Genomic DNA, 22,891 nt, shown 5'->3' with positions numbered 1-22,891 from the left:
CAAAGCTTAAGAGATGAGAAAAGTAGCCTTCTTTACAGAAATATTGATAGCAGATTTTGATGGTGCTTCACGCACTATGTTCCAGCTAATAGATCGAATTGACAATACCGAATTCGATTATTTCTTTATCTATGGCAATGGTCCTGAACAATTCCGTAATTTTAAATCGTACAAAGTACCTTCATTCAGAATTCCGGTTAATGAAGATTACTGCTTAGCAATCCCACACTTTATAAAGGCGAAACTTGAATCGGCCCTGGATGAATTTGGTCCAGATACCATTCACATAGCTACCCCCTCATTGTTAGGCTTTTTTGCACTCAACTACGCAAAAAAGCGAGGTATCCCTGTGCTAACCATTTATCACACACATTTCATTTCCTATATAGATTACTATTTCAGGAATATGACCTCATTGGTAAAACCAACCCAACACTGGATAAAGAAGGCAATGCTCAGCTTCTATAACCGCTGTGGGATAACCTACGTACCCACCCAATCCATTGCTACCGAACTTTCCAATATCGGAATTGACCATCAAAAAATAAAGATTTGGCCCCGTGGTATTGATTGCAATCTATTCAACCCTTCCAAGAGCGACAAATCGTACCTGAGGGGTATAACCGGAAATACAAACCCAAACATACTATTTGTAAGTCGCCTCGTCTGGGAAAAGAACATAAAGACGCTAATTGAGATCTATCAAGCTCTAGAAGGATCAGGGCGTGACTATAATCTAATGATAGCGGGAGAAGGAACTGCCAAGTTCATCGCCATGCAAGAAATGCCAAAAGCTCATTTTTTAGGCAAGCAGAATCATGAACAGCTTTCCAAATTATATGCCTCGGCAGATGCATTTGTATTCACCTCTACATCAGAGACCTACGGAAATGTAGTCGTTGAGGCAATGGCTTCTGGCCTGCCCTGTGTCATTGCAAACGGCGGGGGGTCCGCCTCGCTGATCGTACACGGTATATCGGGATATAAATGTGCTCCCGAAAGTGCACAAGAATATGTTTACTTTCTAGAAAAGATCATCAACAACTCCACTTTGCGACAAAGATTCATAAGGGAAGGCCTTGAATTCGTATCGCAGCTCGACTGGAATAAATTATCCCACCAATATTTTCTAGATGTACAACAATTAAGCATCAAAAGCAATACCTCTGGTTTGGCATGGGCAAACTAAATACCTGGCTAAAATTCAGCAAGACTGCGTTAGTAATCATCGCTCTCCTATCTATAGCCCTATTTGTAATAAATACGGATTACAACACCTTGATAAACGAAATTAATCGGGTGAGTTTTAAATTCACTTACATGCTGCTCTTGACATTTACTGCCTATCTTTTGGGCACACTGGGCTGGCAAGTATGCATGGGTGACAAAAAGAAAAATATTGGTTTATTTCAGTTATTTGTTATTCGACAGATTGGTGAAACGTTAGCACTGTTCAATCCAACCAGTGTGGTAGCGGGCGATCTATTAAAAGCTAAACTACTCACTACCTACCAGATAGATTCCGAGACAGCCCTTAAATCAGTTACAGTTTCTAGAATAACCGCTACACTATCACAGCTAATGTTATTCATTATGGCAATGCTATGGCTACTTCTTAGCCAACGTCAAAATATATTCTCTATAGAAGTAAAATTGTTGATCGCGGGATCAATAGGCATATTATTCATCATTAAAGTCGCTTTATTTATCTGGTTGGCAAAACCCCTAAAAGAAAAACCAACAGTACAGAAAAACTCGATTTGGAATAGAATAAAGTCATCCATAATTGCGACCCTTTATAACACAAAAATATGCTTTCAGCAAGAAAAAAAAATATTCTGGTACTCCTACTTATTCTTTACTTTACATTGGATTGTTGGAAGTCTAGAGTTTTACTTTCTGCTTTCGTTCATGGAAATTTCTATACAACCTATGCACGGACTAGTTCTTGATATGTCGGTTATCGTTATCAAAAGTATGGGGGCAGTTGTCCCAGGGCAGATTGGAATTGAAGAACTCGCTAATAAAATAACCTTAACAATAATTGGTATTCAAGGAGCTACCGTGTGGATTTCGATTTCTATACTTCGACGCCTAAGACAATTGACCTGGATTGCAGTCGGTATTCTGATGACTATTTTTCATAAAAAAGAGATAAAGCATGCAACAGCACTCTGATATTGAGGTATTATTTATAAGCCACAAATCACCTCCTGCAACAGGTGGAATGGAAAAACAAAGCTACGAATTAATCAACGGCACGGCTCTTTATCTCAAAGTACACACGCTTGTGTACAATCATAAAGAGCCTCTTTGGATATTCTTCTTCAAATTAAACGACCGGATAAAAAAACTTCTTAAAGCAAATCCTGACATTCAGATCCTACATTTCAACGATGGACTGCTTGCATCATTTGCTACCTTCCACAAAGGGTACAAGCACGTAAAGAAAACCGCAACACTGCACGGCCTAGATGTTGTCTTTCCGTTATCTTACTTCCAAAAAAAGATCATTCCCCGTTTTAACAACTTTGACGCCATCTTTGCCGTAAGTGAAGCTACGGCCAAAGCAGCATTGGAGAGAGGAATAAAGGCAGAAATTATTCAGATTATTCCAAACGGTGTTGATACCCCTCCGTTGATAGATCATGACAACGCACATAGCATATACCAGAGACATCCGGCGTTGCAACCCCAAAAAAAATACTTCATAACGCTCGGTCGCCCTGTAAAGCGCAAAGGGTTTTCCTGGCTAATCCAACATGTTGTCCCCCACTTAAAAGGAGATTTTCAACTCGTGATGTTAGGCCCTTATTCTTCCAAAAAAGTAATAAAAGACCTTATCCTCTCACTATTTCCAAAGAAACTACGTTCACTTAGCATGCTTTTTTTAGGATACCCATCTGACCAGAAAATGCTCCAAAAACTGCTCCCCAAACAAGCCCCAAAAGTGGTACATCTCGGCAAAGTGTCTCTCGACGATTTACAAACACTAATGAAAGGTTCTGTGGCCTTTCTCATGCCCAACATAGCTGTTCCAGGTGATATGGAAGGCTTTGGACTAGTCTGTCTCGAAGCATCTATAGCCGGTGCCCTTGTCCTAGCTTCTGATTTAGAAGGTATAAACAGTGCAATAAAACATGATAAAAATGGCTTACTCCTTCCATCAGAAGATGAAGTAGCTTGGGCGTCAATCCTCCAAGATCTAATCAATGACAGTGAATCTTTTCATAAACATATTGGTCCTTACACAGAATATACCCGGTTACATTACAGTTGGGATAAAATGGCGCGCGCTTATAGCTCTGCTTTTATTGAACTTTGTCGAAAGATGTAATTTGTAAGGCCTGTTTATTGTATATCTATATTTGACAAGAATTTTTTCATATGTATCAAATTTGTTTTTTTCCGTCATCCGCCAGCTAGCGAATTCATGCGGTTTGTGCTTCGCCTATACATGAGTATTTCAATTATTTAAAAAAAATATGTATTTTTACATCGAATGAGAAAGTCTCTGGTTATATGTCTTACGATACTCTTTAGTCTACTATCGTTGACTAAGTTTGTTTCTGCTTGCGAGCAAAGTAAGTCGATTACAAACACACTTTCTTGCTGTGACCACCAAGAAAACACCACAGAACATACTTGTTGCCTCTCTCAGGACAGCCCCAAACACGAACATAATGACCATTGTGACGGCAAATGTAAAGGCGCAGGCTGTCAGCAAAACAGTCCGAAATTCCAGTTGTTCATTGTCGCACAAAAAAACTATGAATGTCCTTTCTTTTTTGATAAAAAAGAGGGCTTTTACGACAAAGACAACCAGCTCTCGTCGGGTTTCTCTTCCATTTGGCTTCCTCCTAAAATAGGTTAATATATCCCCTTGCTAGCCATAGGTACGTCTATTCCTTAGGGGATCGTGCCAACACAGGCTCTATTCCACCATTTTTTATTCGATAGAGGACGCTTAATGTTGATACAATCGCGCACTTTCTATCGTAAAACTAAAAACCATATGCGGTGTTTATATATCTATACACCCCTATGAATATTAAAACTATAAAATAATATACATATGAACGCAAATTATTTTTGGATCAGTATCTCCAGCATAATACTATCCACAACCACTATATCAGCACAGGTTAAAAATTCAAAGACAGAAACCTTTCACGTTAATGGCAATTGTGGTATGTGCAAAGCTACCATTGAAAAAGCCGGAAACAAGAATAAGGAATCTCAAGTAACTTGGGATGCAGCAACGCAAAGTGCAAATATAAGCTACGATGCGAAAAAAACTTCCGCAGATGCTATTTTAAAACGTATAGCTCTAGCAGGATACGATAATGAAAAATACTTGGCCCCCGACGACACCTATGCTAAATTACATGGTTGTTGCCAATACGATAGGACGTTGAAAAGCAAAGAAGTTGCTCCAATAAAATCACAGCATGCAGCGCATAGTCCAAAGCAACACCACGACCATACGCAAATCAATATGGACAAACAAAATACGATAAAAGCTAGTAATGGAAAAGGTATTGAAACCATCATAACACCCTATTTCGACCTCAAAAATGCCTTCGTAAATTCAGATTCAAAAGCCGCTGCTACGCAGGCAAAAAAAATGCTTACAAATATCGAGGCCTTAAAGATGGAGTCTTTAACCAACGAAGCACACCAAGTGTGGATGAGTAATAAGAAGGAGATTAGCACATATGCAACCAAAATATCTACCAGTCAGGATATCGCCAGCCAACGCCAGTATTTTGCAACATTATCCTTAAAAGTTTATGCGCTTATAAAAGCTTCCCCCTTAGACAAGCCTGTATATTACCAAAACTGTCCGATGTATAATGAAGGCAAAGGAGCCAACTGGTTAAGCTTAGAACAAAATATAAAAAACCCCTACTATGGTTCTAAAATGATGACTTGCGGTAGTGTAAAGGAAAAAATTGATTAATATGACAGTAAGAGAAATCAAGATAATCCTGGCTATATTGCTATCCTTCATCACCTTTGCACAGGCGCAGCAAACCGTAACCTACCATTTATACCTTCAAGATACCGTAGTAACCTATGGAGGTGTTAAAAAAAGAGCGATTGCTGCAAACGGTCAAATCCCCATGCCAACATTAGTATTTACGGAAGGAGATACCGCCGAAATTGTTGTGCACAATCAATTGAAGGAAAGCAGCTCACTGCATTGGCATGGCGTGTGGCTCCCCAATCGGGAAGATGGGGTACCCTTTCTCACCCAGATGCCAATAGCTCCCGGCACCACATATACCTATCGCTTTCCGGTAATACAAAACGGAACATACTGGTATCATAGTCATTCAGGTTTGCAGGAACAAATAGGAATGTATGGATCCATCATCTTCCATAAGCAGAAAGGAGACCCTACTTTCCGAAAGGGTATCGATGATATACCGACGGTATCTGTACTGCTTAGCGAATGGACCAATACCAAACCCGAGACCGTACAGCGTATGCTTCATACCGGCAACGATTGGCCAGGCATCAAGAAAAATGCCGTACAAAGCTATGGAGAAGCCATAAAAGAAGGTCATTTTAAGACAAAAGTAACCAATGAATGGAAACGCATGGAGGCAATGGACGTGAGTGATGTCTACTATGAGCAGTTCTTGATAAACGGACAAGCTACAAGCCAACTCAGTCAATTCAAAGCTGGAGATCGCGTACGCTTACGAATAGCTAACGGCGGAGCTTCTTCTTACTTTTGGTTGACCTATGCCGGTGGAAAAATAACGGTAATTGCAAACGACGGTAATGATGTCGAACCTGTTGATGTAGATCGACTGATTATAGGCGTATCAGAAACATACGATATTATTGTCACTATTCCAGCAGAAAACACATCTTATGAGCTAGCCGCTACTGCAGAAGACCGTTCGGGCTCTGCATCACTTTTTGTCGGAAATGGCATTCGCCAATTAAAAGCACCATTACCTCGGCTACGCTATTTTGAAGGGATGAAGATGATGAACGATATGATGAAGATGAATGGCGATATGAATGACATGGGGATGCAAATGAATTTACAGAAAATGGACATGAATGCAGTCATGTATCCCGAAATAGCCGTATCACAGGAAACCACTTCTTCCTCACAAAACGCATCCGATCATCAAGGGCATGGAACGCCTAGCAACAGAAGTGATATAGTAACCCTAAATTACAGTATGCTAAAAGCAACCGAGAAGACAACACTCGATGCGAATGCCCCGGTTAGAGAACTTAAATTTGAGCTCACGGGAAATATGAACCGTTATGTCTGGAGTATGGACAATAAAGTGATGTCGGAAACCGACAAAATCCCTATAAAAAAAGGAGAAGTCCTTAGAATTACGCTTTATAATAATTCGATGATGCGTCACCCCATGCATCTCCATGGATTCGACTTCAGGCTGATCAATGGTCAAGGAGATTACGCTCCCATGAAGAATGTGATGGATATTATGCCTATGGAGACCAACGTTATTGAATTTGAGGCTAATCGTGAAGGAGATTGGTTTTTCCATTGTCATATCTTATATCATATGATGGCAGGAATGAATCGCGTATTTGAGGTCGGAAATTACGATAATCCCCTGCTCCCAAACAAAGAAAAGGCATATAAAACGCTACAAAAAGAAAGTAACATGGTTCACTTTATGGCCCAAAATGACTTTGCTACTAACGGAAATGATGGTGAAGCCATGGTACAGAATGCCCGTTGGAGTTTAGGAACGGAATGGCGTTTGGGTTATAATGACATTCATGGCTATGAGGTCGAAACCCATTTGGGAAGGTATATCGGTAAAATGCAATGGCTCATGCCTTTTATCGGATTTGATTGGCGCTATCGCAGAATGGGCGAAGACGAGCATGAAAAAAACATGTTTGGACAGGTAAATAAAAAAGACAATAGAAGTGCAGTTAGTTTAGGGGTGATGTATACCCTACCCCTATTAATCAACTTCCAGGCCGAGGTGTACCATGATGGTGTTGCTAGACTTTCCTTAATGCGGGAAGACATCCCTCTCTCCAGAAGATTGCGCGGTGGATTTATGGTTAACACCGATAAAGAATATATGGTAGATCTTAGATATATTGTTCATAAAAACCTGGGAATCCGCACACACTATGACAGTGATATGGGATTTGGGGTAGGGCTCGCTATCAATTACTAAAAATAATTACGATCAAACAAATTCGTTATCTCGATAAACAGATAGCGAATTTGTTGTTATGATTCCTTGTACGAACAATTAAAAACCTATTTTCACTATTTTTGTTTTTAGTGTAATGAGGCTTTTTAACCAAGTAGACTAAAAACAACAATAGATGAACAAGACATTATCTGCAAAGGCTTCAATTCAGATTCAGAAGCCCAAAGAACAAGTTTTTGACGCTATCATTTCTCCAGAAAAGATGAATCACTATTTTATCGAACACGGTACAGGGCGGCTAGAAACCGGTGAAATCGTTCAATGGAAATTCCCCGAATTTGAAGACCAATTTCCCGTAACTGGCCAGCAAATAAATCAAAACGAGTATATTTCCTTTGACTGGAGCGGCGGTGCCGAAGGCATGTTAGTAGAGATATTCTTAGAATCACAAGCAGACGGTAGCACAGTCGTCCGTATCAAAGAAAGCCAGATGACAGCCGATGAAAATGGGATCCAACAAGCGATTGGTCAGACTGAGGGATGGGCTAATTTTTTAGCCTGTCTAAAAGCCTACTTAGAATACGGAATAAATCTTCGTATGGGTGCTTTTGATTTTATGAAGAATATTAAACAAACAAGCGATCCCATCACTTAAACACAAATACGATGCAGACATCTTTCTCTTCCATAGACGAGTACATTCACAGCTTTGATCAAGAGGCCCAGCAAAAGCTCAAAGAACTACGTGAAATTATTCGTGACGCAGCACCAACGGATGCCAAAGAGACGATTAATTACGCTATGCCCACCTATCGTTGGCACGGTAACCTCATACACTTTGCCAAGTTTAAAAACCACATAGGAATATATCCCGGCCCAGCTGCAATAGTGGCTTTAGCAGACAGGTTAAGCTCCTTTAAAACGACCAAAGGCGCCATCCAAATTCCACTGGATCAAGAACTACCTAGAGAGTTAATCACCCAAATCGTCCATTTCAATACAGATCAGCTCAAAGACAAGCAGGGACCCATCTGGGATTCTCATCGTGACAAGTGGATAGACTGTGAAGAATTCATGAACCAGTTGATACTTCAAACCGAACTAAAAAAGGAATTCAAATGGGGAACAGCTATCTATACCTTTAACGGTAAAAATGTAATCGGATGGGCTGGTTTTAAAAATTTCTTTTCGCTTTGGTTTTACAACGGTGTTTTTTTAGAAGACCGCGATAAAGTATTGGTATCAGCATCTGAAGGAAAGACAAAAGCCTTGCGGCAGTGGCGTTTCAAAAGCGTAAAAGAAATGGATGCAAAAAAGATACTTAGCTACATTAGTGAAAGTATACAGACCATTAAAGACGGTAAGGAGATAAAGATTGAACGCTCTCCCGCTCAACCACCACAAGGATTTTTCAAAGAAGCATTAGAACAGGATAAAGCCTTAAAGAAAGCATTTGATAGTTTGACCCCTGGAAAACAGAAAGAGTATATCGCTTACATCAACGAAGCGAAACAGGACAAAACAAAACAAACTCGAATAGAGAAAATCACTCCTCTTATTTTGGCAGGAAAGGGGCTACACGACAAGTACAAACGCTAACAGTAATTCTTGTCTTATGTCAAGTACAGTATCAGATTCAGATCACTATATTTAATAATGAATCGCTAAAGTATTAATCTATCGTATAAACTCGATACGCTATTACCAAAGGATGTTAATCAATTTCAACAATTATACACCGTAACCATATGAGTAAAGATAAACCTAAACAGGGACAATTTTATTGGACGGACCTGACGGTGAATAACCCCACTGAATTAAAAGAGTTTTATAAAACACTATTTGGATGGCAAGAAATAGGAGTTGCTATGAAAGATGGTGATGAATCGTATGAAGACTATGCCATGGCCGTTGATACGGAAACAGCTGCTGGTGGAATATGCACACACCGAGGAGTCAATACAGGTATTCCTCCACAATGGATTCCCTATTTTTTTGTCGATGATGTTCATGAAAGCCTTTCCACCTGCCTACAACTTGGAGGTACACTACTAAAAGACAGTAAAAAACGAGACGGCACCCTCAACTATGTGATTGTAAAAGATCCACAGGGAACTGTTTTCGGAATGGGAAATATGTAAAAATAAGGATCATGAAAAATTTAAAAACATTATACTACAAAGCGAATATTGAAGCATCACCACTTCATGTTCATAAGGTAATGCTCGCAAAAGAAAGCTACAAAGACTGGACTTCATTCTTTGGTGAAGACTCGGACTTTAGGGGAGACTGGTCTGAAGGATCGAAAATATACTTCCTTTCAAAAGACATGAATGGAGATGAGATGGGCATGATCTCCATAATCGATAAAAATATACCTGGCGAACTTTTAACCATAAGATCAATTGGCATATTTTCAAAAGATGGAGAGCTCTATGAGGGAGAACACGTAGACGGATGGAAAAACTCATTCGAAATATATAGATATAAAGTTGTCGAAAATGGAGGTACTGATCTAATCTGCTCTGTAGAAGTAGACAGCGAAGAGCACGAGAAGATGTTTGAAGATATATGGCCCAAAGCACTGGAACGATTAAAAGAACTTTGCGAAAAATAAATTTAACATGGCTAAAAATAAAACAGAATACACAGACGAAGACGTCATTGCTTATATTGAAAAAGTTGAAAACCCGCAAAAAAAAGCGGATAGTTATCGGCTTCTAAAACTTATGGAAAAAGCCACAGGTCAATCGGCCAAAATGTACGGCCCTTCGATAATTGGATTTGGCAACTATTACTATAAGTATGCAAGTGGCCATGAGGGTGAAGCTCCCCTCCTAGGGTTTTCTCCTCGCAAAGCTGCCATTTCACTTTATGTTTTCACAGGAGCAGACGAACATGCCTATCTACTGGAAGGATTGGGAAAATTTACGATGGGCAAGGCTTGTATATACATCAAAAAACTAGCTGATATAGATGAGGAAAAGCTAATCCGAATGATGACTGTCTCTATAAATTTTATAGCTGAAAAATACAACAGACTCACCTAAATATGAAAATCATATTATTCTATCTTTTTCTAATCAGCATGCCTTCAATGACAATAGCACAAGTAAACTGGCTTAAGCTATTGCCTGGAACTTGGAAAGTCGAAAACAAAGAACGATTCGAACATTGGGACAAACTTAATGATAGCTCATTGAAGGGGTTTTCTTATTCCTCGAGCCAAGGCAATACATTAAATATCACAGAGTATTTATCATTAAACAAACAAAACGAACGATGGCGTTATGATGCCAGTCTTATCGGACAAAACAAGGGTAATACAATAGGCTTTGAGGGAGAGGCAAAAGACAGCACATTATCCGTAGCCAATCCGACACATGACTTTCCGAAGCTTATTTCCTATAAATACATCAATGACAACAGGTTGTTGGTTAGCATTTCAGATATGGAAACTAAATCGATGTCTTACTTTTTGGAACGACAGGTATCAAAAGATGATGACAAATACACACCGTATGATGAGGCACTTGCTAAATCACTAGGTGCCGACTCATATGGAATGAAATCCTACTTCCTAGTAATCTTAAACACAGGTAAAAACCCGTCAACAGACACCGAAGAACGAAAGAACAGTTTTGCACAACATCTAAAAAACATCCAAAAACTAGTCGAACAGCAAAAACTAGTGGTAGCTGGTCCTATTGCGAAAAATGATAAAAACTATAGAGGTATTTTTATCTTCCATAACCTTACAAGCGAACAAGAACTTAAAAACATCCTACAATCCGATCTGGCTATCAAAAACAACTATCTGGACTATACAATTTACACCTGGTACGGGTCGGCGGCGCTGCCTGTATATCTCGAAACCGCCCGAAAGATATCCAAAGAAACGCCATAACAAGATCTTGATTGCTTCCACATACATTTTCAGAAAAAAATTTCATGATTCCATTGAATCTCCAACAGAGATCAAAGTTCTTGATGGCCTCTGAAAACATATACTTTCAGAAAAAAAGGCTTTCAAAATGAAAGCCTTTTTTTATTTCTTGATTTACTTCAGATTATCGCGGTATACCTTTGCCTTTTTTAATTCGGTTTGTATATCTTTACGTGCAGCGTCATAAGAAAGCACTTTTTCATAATCTGTCACCGCCTTATTATAGGCTTCAGTAGCTGCTACTTTATTGTAATTATCCGTACCGGCAGTTCCTTTTAAAATACCCAAATCACGATAAGCGACAGCCCTATTTTGATACAACTTGGCATCATTTGCGTTTACAGCAATAGCCTTTGTATAATCACCAACTGCTGATTGCAACAACTGTTCCTTTTGCGCATTAGAAAGTTTACTATTCTTTGCTACTGCCAATGTATTGTTAGCTTTCGCTTTGTAATAATAAGCATTTGCATTCTTCGCATCCAAAGCAACAACCTTACCAAATGACGTCACGGCCTTTTGGAAATCACCAGATTGAAATTGGGAGTACCCTAAAAGATAGAGAACATCTGGATCTTTTGACTCTGTAGGCATTGCTTTCTCTAAATGTGAAACTGCAGATTTGAAATCACCCTCAAGCAGTGCTTTCTGTCCCAATCGCACATTAGGGTTACTATGCTCCTGTTGCTGTGCTTGAGCTGTTAATGTCATCAAGGCCAAGGCTAATGCCGACATCCCCAACTTTAATGATCTCAATTGATTATTTGCAATTTTAATATTCATATCCTTGATTTAAATGTTTCTATTATACGTGTTAGAGTAAAAATGCCACAATAAGTTTAAGTCATCAATAAATACTTATAAACATTTCCACAATAATACATTTTCTTTTATTTTTACATCAACCTACTTTATCAAAATGCTGTCATAAATCCAAAACTTTATGACTATTTTGCAGGTTTCATAAGGAGTACAGCATAAATAATACCACTTTTTACGATTGGCATTCAGCTTGCATTATAAACATTCATAATCCATAACGGAAAAAGTACACCTAAAGTCTGACATGTTGTCGGATTTTAAACAAAACAATATATGAGCAAATTTGACACATTCGATTTCAACCAGGCTATTCCAATAATTAGTGAAGACACCGAATTCTTCCCCCTATTAAGCCCACAGGATGAAGACGAAATGCGAAACGAAGATATACCCGAGATCCTGTCCATTCTCCCACTCCGTAACACCGTGTTGTTTCCGGGAGTTGTGATTCCGATTACTGTTGGCCGGGATAAATCTATAAAACTCGTAAAAGAAGCCTATAAAGGCGATCGCACAATCGGTGTTGTCTCGCAAAAAGACATGTCCGTAGAAGATCCAGGCTTTGATCAGTTAAATAAAGTCGGAACCGTTGCCAATATTATTAAGATATTGCAAATGCCCGATGGAAATACAACGGTAATTATACAAGGGAAGCAACGTTTTAAACTTCAGGAGCTAGTTCAATCTGATCCTTATATAAAGGCTAAGGTCGAACGCTTCGCAGAAGAAAAACCAAAAACGAGCAGTAAGGAATTTAAGGCTTTAATTTCTTCTATTAAAGAACTGGCGTTACAGATTATACAATTATCTCCAAATCTTCCTTCAGAAGCTGGAATCGCAATTAAAAATATTGAAAGCCCCACATTTTTGGTAAATTTCATATCGTCTAATTTGGCTTTAGAACTTGCTGCCAAACAGGACCTATTGGAGCTAAAAGACTTTGTCAAACGCGCTAAACTATTGCTAGAACATCTAACTACCGAAGTACAGATGTTGGAACTAAAAAACCAGATCCAAAATAAAGTACGCATCGATTTAGACAAACAGCAACGGGATTATTTTTTAAACCAGCAGTTAAAAACAATTCAGGAAGAATTAGGCGGTAATACCCCTGACCTGGAAATAGAAGATTTAAAAAAACGTTCCAGAAGTAAAAAATGGCCTGAGGATGTCAAAAAACACTTTGACAAAGAATTAGAAAAACTAGCACGAATTAACCCAGCTGCTGCAGATTATTCCGTACAACTCAACTATTTAGAGTTAATGCTAGACCTGCCTTGGGGAGAATTCACAAAAGACAAGTTTGACTTAAATAGAGCCGTAAAAGTTCTAGACAAAGATCATTACGGTCTAGATAAAGTTAAGCAACGTATTGTTGAATACCTAGCTGTCTTGAAACTGAAGAACGATATGAAAGCGCCTATACTTTGTCTCGTAGGTCCTCCTGGGGTAGGTAAGACATCATTAGGAAAATCTATCGCCAAAGCATTAGGCCGTAAATATACCCGTATGGCCTTAGGAGGAGTCCGTGATGAAGCTGAAATCAGAGGGCACCGCAAAACGTATATAGGTGCTATGCCCGGACGTATTATTCAATCGCTTAAAAAAGCGGGAACTTCTAACCCTGTGTTTGTGCTGGATGAAATCGATAAGATTGGTTCTGACTTTAAAGGAGATCCATCTTCCGCGTTATTAGAAGTGCTAGACCCCGAACAAAACACACATTTCTATGACCATTACGTAGAAATGGAGTACGACTTATCTAAAGTCATGTTTATAGCCACAGCTAATTCATTAAACACAATCCAACCGGCTTTACTCGACCGTATGGAGATTATCGAAGTGAATGGTTACACCATAGAAGAGAAAATCGAGATAGCAAAAAAACACCTTCTTCCCAAGCAGCGTGAAATGCATGGGCTACAAAGTAAGGATGTGACATTAAACAATAAGGTGATCGAAAAGATCATTGAAGAATATACTCGCGAATCTGGTGTACGTGGTTTAGAAAAAAAGATAGGCTCTGTAGTACGCGGTATAGCGACTAAAATTGTCATGGAAAAACCTCATGCGTCGAGTGTTAACACAGATGTTGTAGAAGAAATATTGGGGGCTCCTATTTTTGACAAAGACATCTATGAGAATAATGAAGTAGCAGGTGTAGTAACAGGATTAGCTTGGACAGCAGTCGGTGGTGATATTTTATTCATCGAATCCAGTTTAAGTCCAGGAAAAGGCAAACTCAGTCTAACAGGTAACCTAGGTGATGTTATGAAAGAGTCTGCCGCAATAGCCATGGCGTATTTACGTTCACATGCAGAAGATTTCGGAATAGACTACCGTATCTTTGACCATTGGGATGTAAATATACACGTTCCTGCTGGAGCCACGCCTAAAGATGGGCCTTCTGCCGGTATCACTATGCTGACAGCACTTACATCGTTATTTACCCAACGTAAGGTCAAAGAAAAACTAGCTATGACAGGAGAAATTACCCTCCGTGGCAAAGTCCTACCGGTAGGTGGTATAAAAGAAAAGATATTAGCAGCTAAAAGAGCCAACATCAAAGAGATTATCCTTTGCAAATCCAATCAAAAAGATATATTAGAGATCAAAGAAGACTATGTTAAAGATATGAAGTTTTATTACGTATCCGAAATGTCCGAAGTGATTGATCTAGCGCTATTAAAAAGCAAAGTCAAACATGCTAAAGATATTAATAGATTCAATACAGATCCGGTAAAAAAATAAGAAAACACAAAAAGCATCATTTCACCAAATGATGCTTTTTTATTAGAAGTTAAAACTTAACTGACCAGCACCCAACAAACGCTCCTTCCCACCAAAAGGAATCTTAAAAAAAATATCGTACTGCTTTACATCGGGATTAAAGACCCGAATATATACCGAATCACAATAGAAGTCTAGGTCAATCTGCTTCAGACTACTTTTAGCGTCCTTAAGAGCCCCCTCTTCCAGCTTACGCCCTATCGATAAATGGGGCTCTTTAGAAATAGACTTTAACGAGAATCTATCTTTCAAGGCGTCAATAACCGCCGCCGAACGCTGGTTAAAATAATATTTGGATTGTACTGTTGGTACAATATAGTAAGTATAGGTATTTCCATGTTGAAAGATCGAATAATCATTAAAATAAACATGTTGAGCATGCTCGTACTGCAGTTTTTCTATAAGCAGACTAGCAACTCCCTTTAACTCATCCCGGGTAGTTTCAAACTCACATATCGTAACATGTCCCGCAGAGTTGCAACTTGAATACCAGCCTATCACTGATTTAAGATTTTCCTTTAAATTTCTAATTTTTGCATTAACACTTTCACAAGGTACAAATGCCAAAGATACCTTAACGCTTTCCATCACCTACAATTTATGGTCCATCTTAAAGATAAGAAATAAAACCATAACGTCCCAGTTAGAATGCGCTACTTAATTGCCTCACTAACCGCTATGGGTAAGTCCGATTCAAGTATACGCGCCCCGTCGGCAAATACTGCTCGGTATTTTTCTGCACGTTTATCTTTACTTGATAATTTGTCATATGTAGGCGCTGTAGAAATCATACACAACACCCCTTTCTCTTTAAAGAAATTATACATATCTTGATTTTCAGGCTTGATTTCAGGACCAATATAAACAATCATTCTATCATAAGGTAAGCCAGAATTCTTAAATGCTTCCAATGCCTTCTGATCCTTAATATGCATAGACATATACTGCTCGGGATTTTTTTCTAAATAAAACTTAGCCTGCTCCACCGTATGAACAGTGACCCACACCCATGCATAAGCCTTATGCTTACGGATGATTTCAGCCGTCACCTCCAAAGGCAGATCTTTTTTATCAAGATTTAAAATAGTCTTCCCTTTAGCCCACATAATCATTTCATCTAAAGTATTAATACGATAGATCGTTGGCTTGCCAGCATAGTCTTTCAAGTGGAGCTTTTTAAGCTCTTTCCAAGTATAGTCCGATACTTTCCCCTTCCCTGTTGTACTACGGTCCAATGTCGCATCGTGTATCATTACAGCGACCCCATCTTTCGTCAGCCGAGGGTCTACCTCAAAAATCGCAGAGGTATGCTTTAACACTTCGGTCATACCCGCTATTGAATTTTCAGGCAAGCCCAATTCAATAGTCCCCCGATGACCAGATATTATTTTTTTATCACCACTATATCTGAAATAATCGCGCATTTCTCTTGCACTTTCAAAGTTTAGTGTATGTAGGTTTTGCGCATGAAGCAAACTTAAGGACAATACAAAAAGAGCAGTAATAACCGAAACAATAAGGTTTTTCATTGAATTAGATTTTCTACAACAAAGCTAACCATTCTATCTTAAGAAATTGTTACCAATTTATTTAGTTTCGATAAATACTTTAGTAGAAACAAAAGATATTCCAATAAAACTTTCATGATCCGCCAGCTGGCAGATCACCAATAGAGATGAACCGATCTTAACATTATCGGGACAGCTCTTGAATGCCCGATTAAAAGAAAACATCATGAAAAAAGTTCTTAATGGTCAATAAGAACATAAACTTTCAGAAAAAAAAAGGAACCCGATAGGGTTCCTTTTAATATCTAACAAATCGATTGCGATTTAAAACTAAACTATTTTACAGCGTCAATGACTGCTTTAAAAGCATCAGGATTATTCAATGCTAAATCAGCTAAAACCTTACGGTTTAAACCGATATTCTTAGCATTCAACTTACCGATCAACTGAGAATAAGAAATTCCGTGTTGACGTGATCCTGCATTGATACGCTGAATCCATAAAGCTCTGAACTCGCGTTTTTTGGTCTTACGGTCGCGATAAGCGTACTGTAAACCTTTTTCAACTGTATTTTTAGCAATAGTATATACTTTGCTACGTGAACCGAAATAGCCTTTTGCTAATTTCAAGATTCTTTTTCTTCTTCTTCTAGAAGCTACTGCGTTAACCGAACGTGGCATATTGATTAAAATTTAATTTGGTAAAAGGTGTTACGTTTTTCAGTAATCTTACAACCCTATACCCGGTCAAAAAATATTGTTTATTTAACTTAAGTCTGAAAACTATTTACCGATAGCTAACATACGTTTCACATTACCTAAGTCTCCGTCAGAAACATAAGTTGTTTGTGTTAGATTACGTTTTTGCTTCGTAGTCTTTTTCGTTAAGATGTGGCTTTTGAAAGCACTTTTTCTTGCAATCTTACCTGTTCCAGTCAATTTGAAACGTTTTTTCGCGCTGGAATTGGTTTTTACTTTTGGCATAATACTTATTATTTATATCAATCTGTTAGAATACTCTTATTTCTTTGTTGTTTTAGGTGCCAAGGTCAAAAACATACGTTTCCCTTCTAACTTTGGAAGTAACTCCACTTTCCCATAGTCTTCCAATGCTTGCGCAAACTTTAACAACAAAATCTCTCCCTGCTCTTTAAAGACAATAGCACGCCCTTTAAAGTGTACATAGGCACGGACTTTCTCTCCGGATTCCAAAAAACGCATTGCGTGTTTCAATTTGAATTCGAAATCATGCTCGCTCGTATTCGGTCCAAAACGAATCTCCTTAATAACTGTTTGTTTGGCATTAGCTTTGATTTCCTTTTGCTTTTTCTTCTGTTCGTAAATAAACTTGCTATAATCAACAATTTTACAAACAGGAGGAACAGCATTTGGAGAAATCTCGACTAGATCTAGCTCCAATTCATCGGCCAGCTCTAACGCTTTGCGGGTAGGATATACCCCTGGCTCAACATTATCCCCAACTAAACGTACCTCTGGCACACGTATGAATTCGTTGATACGGTGCTCCGGTTCTTTTTTCCTCATTGGTGGTCTAGGACCACTAGGTCTTTTTAATGCCAAATGTTTAAAATTTTAAACGGTTATTTCTTTTATTAATAAATCTCTAAATTCATCAGACGTCATTGAACCTAAATCCACTGAACCATGCTTACGAACAGAAACTGTGCCACTTTCCATCTCCTTTTCCCCTACAATAAGCATATAAGGCAATTTCTTAACTTCAGCATCACGTATTTTACGCCCTACTTTCTCGTCACGAAGATCGATTAGACCGCGAATATCGGAATTATTTAGCGATTCTAAAAGTTTTTGCGCATAATCTTCATATTTTTCTGACACAGGCAAGACGATAAACTGCTCAGGTGCAAGCCATAACGGAAACTGCCCTCCACAGTGTTCAATCAAAACGGCGACAAATCTTTCCATCGATCCAAACGGTGCACGGTGAATCATCACCGGACGGTGTTTTTGATTATCACTACCTGTATACTCCAATTCAAAACGCTCAGGCAGATTATAATCTACTTGTATAGTACCTAATTGCCATTTCCGGCCAAGTGCATCCTTCACCATAAAATCAAGCTTAGGTCCATAGAATGCTGCCTCACCATACTCCACTACCGTAGGGAGTCCTTTTTCAGCCGCAGCCTCAATGATGGCAGATTCAGCCAATGCCCAATTTTCATCTGAACCAATATACTTTGTTTTATTGTCCGGGTCGCGCAAAGAAACCTGTGCAGTGTACTCATTAAAGCCTAAGGCTCCAAACACGTAAAGCACTAGATCAATAACTTTCTTAAATTCCTCTTTTACCTGATCAGGACGGCAGAATAAGTGGGCATCATCCTGTGTAAATCCACGAACACGGGTCAATCCATGAAGCTCGCCAGATTGTTCATAACGGTATACTGTTCCAAACTCTGAAAAGCGCACTGGCAGATCCTTATAGGAACGCGGCTTAGTTTTATAAATTTCGCAGTGATGAGGACAATTCATCGGTTTCAACAAAAACTCTTCCCCTTCTACAGGTGTTTTGATCGGTTGGAATGAATCCGCTCCATACTTCTCATAATGGCCCGAAGTGATATAGAGCTGCTTATGTCCAATATGTGGAGTCATCACAGGCTCATACCCTGAGTTAAGTTGTGCCTTCTGCAAAAAGTCCGTTAACTTCTGACGTAAAGCAGTTCCCTTAGGCAACCATAACGGCAAGCCCATACCAACCTTTTCAGAGAAAGCAAAAAGCTCTAGTTCTTTTCCCAACTTACGATGATCTCTTTTCTTAGCTTCTTCGATAAACTTGATATACTCAGTCAATTCAGAAGCTTTCGGAAAAGTAACACCATATATACGTGTCAACTGCTTTCTGGTTTCATCACCGCGCCAGTAAGCACCCGCTACGTTAGTCAATTTTATAGCTTTAATAAAGCCTGTATTCGGAATATGTGGACCACGACACAAATCCGTAAAATTACCTTGCGAATAGAATGTTATAGATCCGTCCTCCAGATCTTTAATTAAATCAAGCTTATACTCGTCCCCTTTTTCTTCGAAATAAGCAAGCGCTTCCGCCTTCGACACACTTCTACGATCAAAGACCTCTTTCTGCTTCGCTAGTTCCAGCATTTTATCTTCAATCTTCTTAAAGTCATCAGAAGAAAAAATCTGATCTCCAAAATCAACGTCGTAGTAAAATCCTGTTTCAATAGCAGGACCTATACCAAATTTAATTCCAGGATACAATTCTTCCAAAGCCTCTGCCAATAAATGCGCAGAAGAATGCCAAAAAGTAGATTTGCCCTTATCGTCATTCCAAGTCAACAACTTGACAGCAGCATCCGAATCAATGGCACGGGAAGCATCCCATACTTCACCATTTACTTCTGCGGCTAAGACATTTCGAGCTAAACCTTCGGAGATAGAGAGCGCCACCTGCATAGCAGTAATTCCCTTTTCATACTGACGTACCGAACCGTCTGGGAGAGTAATGTTAATCATCTACAATTATGATTTTAAAATTTGTTAATGTTTTAGACACATCCACATACAGTGTGTACAATTACACTGTGCTACATGCAGCCACATCTAGTTATTTAATAATGTCCAAACATAGATAAAATGCTTGGTATTCTCGAATCCCAAATGGAAAAAAGGTCTCGACAACCACTAATTTTACGTTTACATGCAATTTAATAGCCTTACAAATGTACCTTTGTTCTTTAAACAATAGTAAATGAACATGATCCATAAAGGCGTTACTTCTTCAAAATTACATCCTCGAAACAAACATCGCAACGGCTACCAGATGGACAAACTGTGCAAAAGCAACCCTGCCCTTCTAGCTTATGTCTTTACAAATGATTTCGGTACACAGAGTATTGACTTTGCAAACCCGAAAGCGGTATTCGAGCTAAATAAAGCGTTACTCGTAAATGAGTATAAAATCAAAAACTGGCAGATCAGCCCAAACAGCCTTTGCCCTGGTATCCCTGGGAGAGCCGACTACATCCACTCCCTTGCTGACCTTTTGGCAAAAGACAACGAAAATCAAATCCCCACAGGCGAGAAGATCAAAATTCTCGATATCGGAACCGGATCAAGTTTGATCTATCCCCTCATAGGTGCACAAGAATACGAATGGAATTTCACTGCGACCGAGATTGATCCCAAATCCATTCAATGTGCAGAAATAAACATCAACAAAAACACTTGGCTCAAAAAGAAGATACAATTGAGATTCCAAGACAACAAAGAACATATCTTACAAGGAATCATATTCGAAAAAGACCATTTCGATGCCGTGATGTGCAACCCACCGTTTTTTAAATCTAGAGAAGACAACTGGAAAGTCAGTTCAAAAAAATTCCAGAACTTACATAAAGATAAAGAACAGCCCACTGTTCAAAATTTCTCTGGACATCCCAATGAGCTTTGGTATCCTGGTGGGGAAAAAGCTTTTATAGCTAAACTGATCTATGAAAGCCTCCAACTCAAAGACCACCTCAACTGGGTGACTACGCTTGTATCCAGCAAAGATCACATCAAACCACTAGTTGCTATACTAGAGTATCACAAAGCGACAGTGATCGAGATTATCCCTATGCAACAGGGGCAAAAAATTTCAAGGATTCTTGCCTGGAAATGGTAAAATAAAAAAGCCATCAACTAAAGTTGATGGCTTTAAAAAAATGGCTCCTGAAGCTGGGCTCGAACCAGCGACCCTCTGATTAACAGTCAGATGCTCTAACCAACTGAGCTATTCAGGAATCTTATCTTGTTTCCCTTTCGGTGATGCAATTATCGGAAGTTTAATTTGTCTTTGCAAATATTTCTATCAAAAAAAACGCAAGTCATTCATTGCCAAAAAAATAATTTACAACAACACTCCCGATAGAATAAGGGTAATAAAAGTAAAGTAAATCAACAGACCCGTTACATCGACCAAAGTCGATACAAAAGGTGCTGACGAACTCGCTGGGTCTGCCCCCAAACGTCTCAACAAAAACGGCAACATTGATCCGGTCAATGAACCCAACAAGACCACACCCACAAGAGACAAAGAAACTACTAACGCCACCAATGCCCAATGCTCTCCATAATTATCGGTAAAAAACTGCCATGTTGCAATCCTTATAAAACCTAGCACCCCCAGAATAACCCCTAAGATCGTACCGGATATTATCTCTCTTTTCATCACACGCCACCAATCAATCAGCGTTACTTCTCCCAAAGCCATGGCCTGAATAACCAATGTCGAAGCTTGTGATCCGCTATTTCCTCCACTAGAAATAATCAATGGCATCAGCGCAAACAAGAAAACCACTGATGCAACCTGAGTCTCAAAATGTTCAATAACCGTTGCAGTCAGGAGCTGTCCCAAGAATAGAACAATCAACCAACCAGCACGTTTCTTCACTAAATGCAAAATTGAAACATCCAAGTAAGGCTCATCCAAAGCCTCGGTACCACCGAAACGCTGCATATCCTCGGTATACTCCTCGTTTGCGACCCACAGGATATCATCGATTGTCACAATTCCCAACATTATACCCTGCTCATCTACAACTGGCAAAGCTACCCTATTGTTCATCCGGAAAATAGTGACTGCATCTTCCTGAGGATCGTTTGCATTCAAAGAAATCAAACGGTTGTCGATTAAATCCCCCACTCTCATATCAGGTTCGGCAAGTAGAATATCTTTGATACGGATATCATCTATAAGCTTACCGTCTGAATCAATCACGTACAGAACATCAATTGTTTCAGATGCTCCTCCATATCTTCGAATATGATCCAAGATTCGAGTTATACTCCAATGCGCTTTGACGGTAATATAATCAGGAGTCATCAGTCGTCCGACACTATCCTCTGGGTATCCCAATAACGACAGTGCTTCCTTTCTTTCTTCCGGTGAAAGCATAATGATCAGACGTTTCACAACGTCCCCCTTTAGCTCACCAAAAAAAGATGTCCGGTCATCCGGTGGCATCTCATTGATGATCTCTCGAATTTTTGTAGCTGATAATTTTTTGAAGATACGTTCCTGCGTCGGGAAGTCTAAAATACGGAATACATTAACAGCTCGCTTTAGACTAAGCGTCTCCAAAAAAAGCGCACCGTGCTCAGGAAGTTCATCGATCAATTCCTCGACGTCAGAAATATTAAGCTCATTCAGAAAAGTTTCTAGTTCTCCTAAATCGCCTTTTTCGATCAGCTGCTCTATATACACAACTTGCATTTCCAATTCTTCCATATTGCCTCCGATATTTATCCTACATGATTTACTTCTTTTGAAAGAGTATGTTAATTAGTGTGCACCTACTAAACACACCACAGTGGTTTAAGTACGTTGCAAAAGTCGCTTTTTTAAACCAAAAAATATAATCTTTTTTTTCGCCCAATACTTACTAAAAAAAGCTTCTCAGTGTTTAATAAAAGAAGACATTATGACATAACCCTAAAGAAAAAAAAAAACTTAGAACCCCAATCCAAAGCCTTCATCCCTCCCGTAAAACGGAAAAAATATCCGACACTTAAAAAGCTCAAAAACCACAAGACAAAATCACAGGATGTCACAACAGGATATCTTCAAAGAACCCAACATTTCTACATCCTCAACTAACACACGAT

22 protein-coding genes and 1 tRNA gene are annotated in these 22,891 nt (G+C 39.1%); 14 read left to right on the top strand and 9 right to left on the bottom strand.

The window, feature by feature from the left end; translation table 11 throughout:
- Positions 1 to 13 precede the first annotated feature (13 nt).
- The 12 genes from G7B20_RS17385 (at position 14) to G7B20_RS19375 (ending at position 11,082) form a co-directional block, all read left to right on the top strand.
- Positions 14 to 1,189, top strand: a complete 1,176-nt coding sequence (locus G7B20_RS17385) for a glycosyltransferase family 4 protein (RefSeq protein WP_164112688.1) — start codon at positions 14 to 16, stop codon at positions 1,187 to 1,189.
- Entirely contained in the window at positions 1,177 to 2,178 is a 1,002-nt protein-coding gene (locus tag G7B20_RS17380; protein WP_164112687.1) for a lysylphosphatidylglycerol synthase transmembrane domain-containing protein, read from the top strand. The genes G7B20_RS17385 and G7B20_RS17380 overlap by 13 nt, the downstream gene beginning before the upstream one ends.
- Entirely contained in the window at positions 2,162 to 3,337 is a 1,176-nt protein-coding gene (locus G7B20_RS17375; RefSeq protein WP_164112686.1) for a glycosyltransferase family 4 protein, read from the top strand. Before G7B20_RS17380 ends, G7B20_RS17375 begins: the two co-directional genes overlap by 17 nt.
- A 165-nt stretch (positions 3,338 to 3,502) precedes the next feature.
- Positions 3,503 to 3,874 (top strand): hypothetical protein, encoded by a 372-nt coding sequence (locus G7B20_RS17370; RefSeq protein WP_164112685.1) that lies wholly within the window; start codon positions 3,503 to 3,505, stop codon positions 3,872 to 3,874.
- 201 nt (positions 3,875 to 4,075) lie between these two features.
- Complete coding sequence (locus tag G7B20_RS17365; RefSeq protein ID WP_164112684.1) at positions 4,076 to 4,963, top strand: DUF3347 domain-containing protein; 888 nt, start codon at positions 4,076 to 4,078, stop codon at positions 4,961 to 4,963.
- Between the two features lies 1 nt (position 4,964).
- A complete protein-coding gene (locus G7B20_RS17360) occupies positions 4,965 to 7,196 on the top strand; it encodes a multicopper oxidase family protein (RefSeq protein WP_164112683.1) in 2,232 nt (743 codons plus the stop codon).
- Between the two features lie 154 nt (positions 7,197 to 7,350).
- The gene (locus G7B20_RS17355; RefSeq protein ID WP_164112682.1) at positions 7,351 to 7,830 is read left to right on the top strand and encodes an SRPBCC domain-containing protein; all 480 of its coding nucleotides are present in this window, start codon (positions 7,351 to 7,353) and stop codon (positions 7,828 to 7,830) included.
- A gap of 11 nt (positions 7,831 to 7,841) precedes the next feature.
- Entirely contained in the window at positions 7,842 to 8,774 is a 933-nt protein-coding gene (locus G7B20_RS19380; protein ID WP_205600266.1) for a DUF1801 domain-containing protein, read from the top strand.
- 149 nt (positions 8,775 to 8,923) lie between these two features.
- Positions 8,924 to 9,316 carry a VOC family protein gene (locus tag G7B20_RS17340; RefSeq protein ID WP_164112681.1) on the top strand — a complete coding sequence of 131 codons (393 nt, stop codon included), beginning with the start codon at positions 8,924 to 8,926 and terminating at the stop codon, positions 9,314 to 9,316.
- 11 nt (positions 9,317 to 9,327) lie between these two features.
- Positions 9,328 to 9,792 carry an SRPBCC domain-containing protein gene (locus G7B20_RS17335; protein ID WP_164112680.1) on the top strand — a complete coding sequence of 155 codons (465 nt, stop codon included), beginning with the start codon at positions 9,328 to 9,330 and terminating at the stop codon, positions 9,790 to 9,792.
- A gap of 7 nt (positions 9,793 to 9,799) precedes the next feature.
- Positions 9,800 to 10,225: a DUF1801 domain-containing protein gene (locus tag G7B20_RS17330; RefSeq protein WP_164112679.1), complete on the top strand. Its 426-nt coding sequence runs from the start codon at positions 9,800 to 9,802 to the stop codon at positions 10,223 to 10,225.
- A gap of 2 nt (positions 10,226 to 10,227) precedes the next feature.
- A complete protein-coding gene (locus tag G7B20_RS19375) occupies positions 10,228 to 11,082 on the top strand; it encodes a YciI family protein (protein WP_205600267.1) in 855 nt (284 codons plus the stop codon).
- A gap of 153 nt (positions 11,083 to 11,235) precedes the next feature.
- Here G7B20_RS19375 and G7B20_RS17320 read toward each other — a convergent pair whose 3' ends face one another.
- A complete protein-coding gene (locus tag G7B20_RS17320) occupies positions 11,236 to 11,904 on the bottom strand; it encodes a tetratricopeptide repeat protein (RefSeq protein WP_164112678.1) in 669 nt (222 codons plus the stop codon).
- A 312-nt stretch (positions 11,905 to 12,216) separates the two neighbouring features.
- Between G7B20_RS17320 and lon the strand changes: the two genes are divergently transcribed.
- Positions 12,217 to 14,694: an endopeptidase La gene (gene lon / locus G7B20_RS17315; RefSeq protein WP_164112677.1), complete on the top strand. Its 2,478-nt coding sequence runs from the start codon at positions 12,217 to 12,219 to the stop codon at positions 14,692 to 14,694.
- 42 nt (positions 14,695 to 14,736) lie between these two features.
- Here lon and G7B20_RS17310 read toward each other — a convergent pair whose 3' ends face one another.
- The 6 genes from G7B20_RS17310 to thrS all read right to left on the bottom strand — a co-directional run bounded on the left by G7B20_RS17310 (position 14,737) and on the right by thrS (position 19,759).
- Entirely contained in the window at positions 14,737 to 15,321 is a 585-nt protein-coding gene (locus G7B20_RS17310; protein ID WP_164112676.1) for a 2'-5' RNA ligase family protein, read from the bottom strand.
- Between the two features lie 65 nt (positions 15,322 to 15,386).
- Entirely contained in the window at positions 15,387 to 16,262 is an 876-nt protein-coding gene (locus G7B20_RS17305; protein WP_164112675.1) for a glycerophosphodiester phosphodiesterase family protein, read from the bottom strand.
- Positions 16,263 to 16,576: 314 nt separating this feature from the next.
- The gene (gene rplT, locus G7B20_RS17300; protein ID WP_079642146.1) at positions 16,577 to 16,921 is read right to left on the bottom strand and encodes a 50S ribosomal protein L20; all 345 of its coding nucleotides are present in this window, start codon (positions 16,919 to 16,921) and stop codon (positions 16,577 to 16,579) included.
- A gap of 102 nt (positions 16,922 to 17,023) precedes the next feature.
- Entirely contained in the window at positions 17,024 to 17,224 is a 201-nt protein-coding gene (gene rpmI / locus G7B20_RS17295; RefSeq protein WP_164112674.1) for a 50S ribosomal protein L35, read from the bottom strand.
- 36 nt (positions 17,225 to 17,260) lie between these two features.
- Positions 17,261 to 17,785 carry a translation initiation factor IF-3 gene (gene infC / locus G7B20_RS17290; RefSeq protein WP_370626398.1) on the bottom strand — a complete coding sequence of 175 codons (525 nt, stop codon included), beginning with the start codon at positions 17,783 to 17,785 and terminating at the stop codon, positions 17,261 to 17,263.
- A gap of 48 nt (positions 17,786 to 17,833) precedes the next feature.
- Entirely contained in the window at positions 17,834 to 19,759 is a 1,926-nt protein-coding gene (thrS, locus tag G7B20_RS17285) for a threonine--tRNA ligase (RefSeq protein ID WP_164112672.1), read from the bottom strand.
- A 235-nt stretch (positions 19,760 to 19,994) separates the two neighbouring features.
- On the opposite strand from thrS, the gene rlmF reads away from it, so the two are divergent.
- The gene (gene rlmF, locus G7B20_RS17280) at positions 19,995 to 20,909 is read left to right on the top strand and encodes a 23S rRNA (adenine(1618)-N(6))-methyltransferase RlmF (protein ID WP_205600268.1); all 915 of its coding nucleotides are present in this window, start codon (positions 19,995 to 19,997) and stop codon (positions 20,907 to 20,909) included.
- A 41-nt stretch (positions 20,910 to 20,950) separates the two neighbouring features.
- Here rlmF and G7B20_RS17275 read toward each other — a convergent pair.
- Positions 20,951 to 21,027: transfer RNA gene (locus G7B20_RS17275), tRNA-Asn, on the bottom strand.
- Positions 21,028 to 21,134: 107 nt separating this feature from the next.
- Positions 21,135 to 22,514: a magnesium transporter gene (gene mgtE / locus G7B20_RS17270; protein ID WP_164112671.1), complete on the bottom strand. Its 1,380-nt coding sequence runs from the start codon at positions 22,512 to 22,514 to the stop codon at positions 21,135 to 21,137.
- Positions 22,515 to 22,891 lie beyond the last annotated feature (377 nt).

Source organism: Sphingobacterium sp. xlx-96, assembly GCF_011007365.1.
Classification (GTDB): Bacteria; Bacteroidota; Bacteroidia; order Sphingobacteriales; family Sphingobacteriaceae; genus Sphingobacterium; species Sphingobacterium luzhongxinii.
This window is presented reverse-complemented; position numbering and strand designations above follow the sequence as displayed.

Bases quoted from the DNA above. Each gene is read 5' to 3' on its own strand.
- mgtE (WP_164112671.1), bottom strand. From the start codon at position 22,514: ATGGAAGAATTGGAAATGCAAGTTGTGTATATAGAGCAGCTGATCGAA.
- G7B20_RS17340 (WP_164112681.1), top strand. From the start codon at position 8,924: ATGAGTAAAGATAAACCTAAACAGGGACAATTTTATTGGACGGACCTG.
- G7B20_RS17355 (WP_164112682.1), top strand. From the start codon at position 7,351: ATGAACAAGACATTATCTGCAAAGGCTTCAATTCAGATTCAGAAGCCC.
- G7B20_RS17305 (WP_164112675.1), bottom strand. From the start codon at position 16,262: ATGAAAAACCTTATTGTTTCGGTTATTACTGCTCTTTTTGTATTGTCC.
- G7B20_RS17375 (WP_164112686.1), top strand. From the start codon at position 2,162: ATGCAACAGCACTCTGATATTGAGGTATTATTTATAAGCCACAAATCA.
- G7B20_RS19380 (WP_205600266.1), top strand. From the start codon at position 7,842: ATGCAGACATCTTTCTCTTCCATAGACGAGTACATTCACAGCTTTGAT.
- G7B20_RS17310 (WP_164112676.1), bottom strand. From the start codon at position 15,321: ATGGAAAGCGTTAAGGTATCTTTGGCATTTGTACCTTGTGAAAGTGTT.
- thrS (WP_164112672.1), bottom strand. From the start codon at position 19,759: ATGATTAACATTACTCTCCCAGACGGTTCGGTACGTCAGTATGAAAAG.
- G7B20_RS17320 (WP_164112678.1), bottom strand. From the start codon at position 11,904: ATGAATATTAAAATTGCAAATAATCAATTGAGATCATTAAAGTTGGGG.
- lon (WP_164112677.1), top strand. From the start codon at position 12,217: ATGAGCAAATTTGACACATTCGATTTCAACCAGGCTATTCCAATAATT.
- G7B20_RS17335 (WP_164112680.1), top strand. From the start codon at position 9,328: ATGAAAAATTTAAAAACATTATACTACAAAGCGAATATTGAAGCATCA.
- rplT (WP_079642146.1), bottom strand. From the start codon at position 16,921: ATGCCACGTTCGGTTAACGCAGTAGCTTCTAGAAGAAGAAGAAAAAGA.
- G7B20_RS17360 (WP_164112683.1), top strand. From the start codon at position 4,965: ATGACAGTAAGAGAAATCAAGATAATCCTGGCTATATTGCTATCCTTC.
- rlmF (WP_205600268.1), top strand. From the start codon at position 19,995: ATGAACATGATCCATAAAGGCGTTACTTCTTCAAAATTACATCCTCGA.
- G7B20_RS17365 (WP_164112684.1), top strand. From the start codon at position 4,076: ATGAACGCAAATTATTTTTGGATCAGTATCTCCAGCATAATACTATCC.
- G7B20_RS17330 (WP_164112679.1), top strand. From the start codon at position 9,800: ATGGCTAAAAATAAAACAGAATACACAGACGAAGACGTCATTGCTTAT.
- G7B20_RS17370 (WP_164112685.1), top strand. From the start codon at position 3,503: ATGAGAAAGTCTCTGGTTATATGTCTTACGATACTCTTTAGTCTACTA.
- infC (WP_370626398.1), bottom strand. From the start codon at position 17,785: ATGAGGAAAAAAGAACCGGAGCACCGTATCAACGAATTCATACGTGTG.
- G7B20_RS19375 (WP_205600267.1), top strand. From the start codon at position 10,228: ATGAAAATCATATTATTCTATCTTTTTCTAATCAGCATGCCTTCAATG.
- G7B20_RS17385 (WP_164112688.1), top strand. From the start codon at position 14: ATGAGAAAAGTAGCCTTCTTTACAGAAATATTGATAGCAGATTTTGAT.
- rpmI (WP_164112674.1), bottom strand. From the start codon at position 17,224: ATGCCAAAAGTAAAAACCAATTCCAGCGCGAAAAAACGTTTCAAATTG.
- G7B20_RS17380 (WP_164112687.1), top strand. From the start codon at position 1,177: ATGGGCAAACTAAATACCTGGCTAAAATTCAGCAAGACTGCGTTAGTA.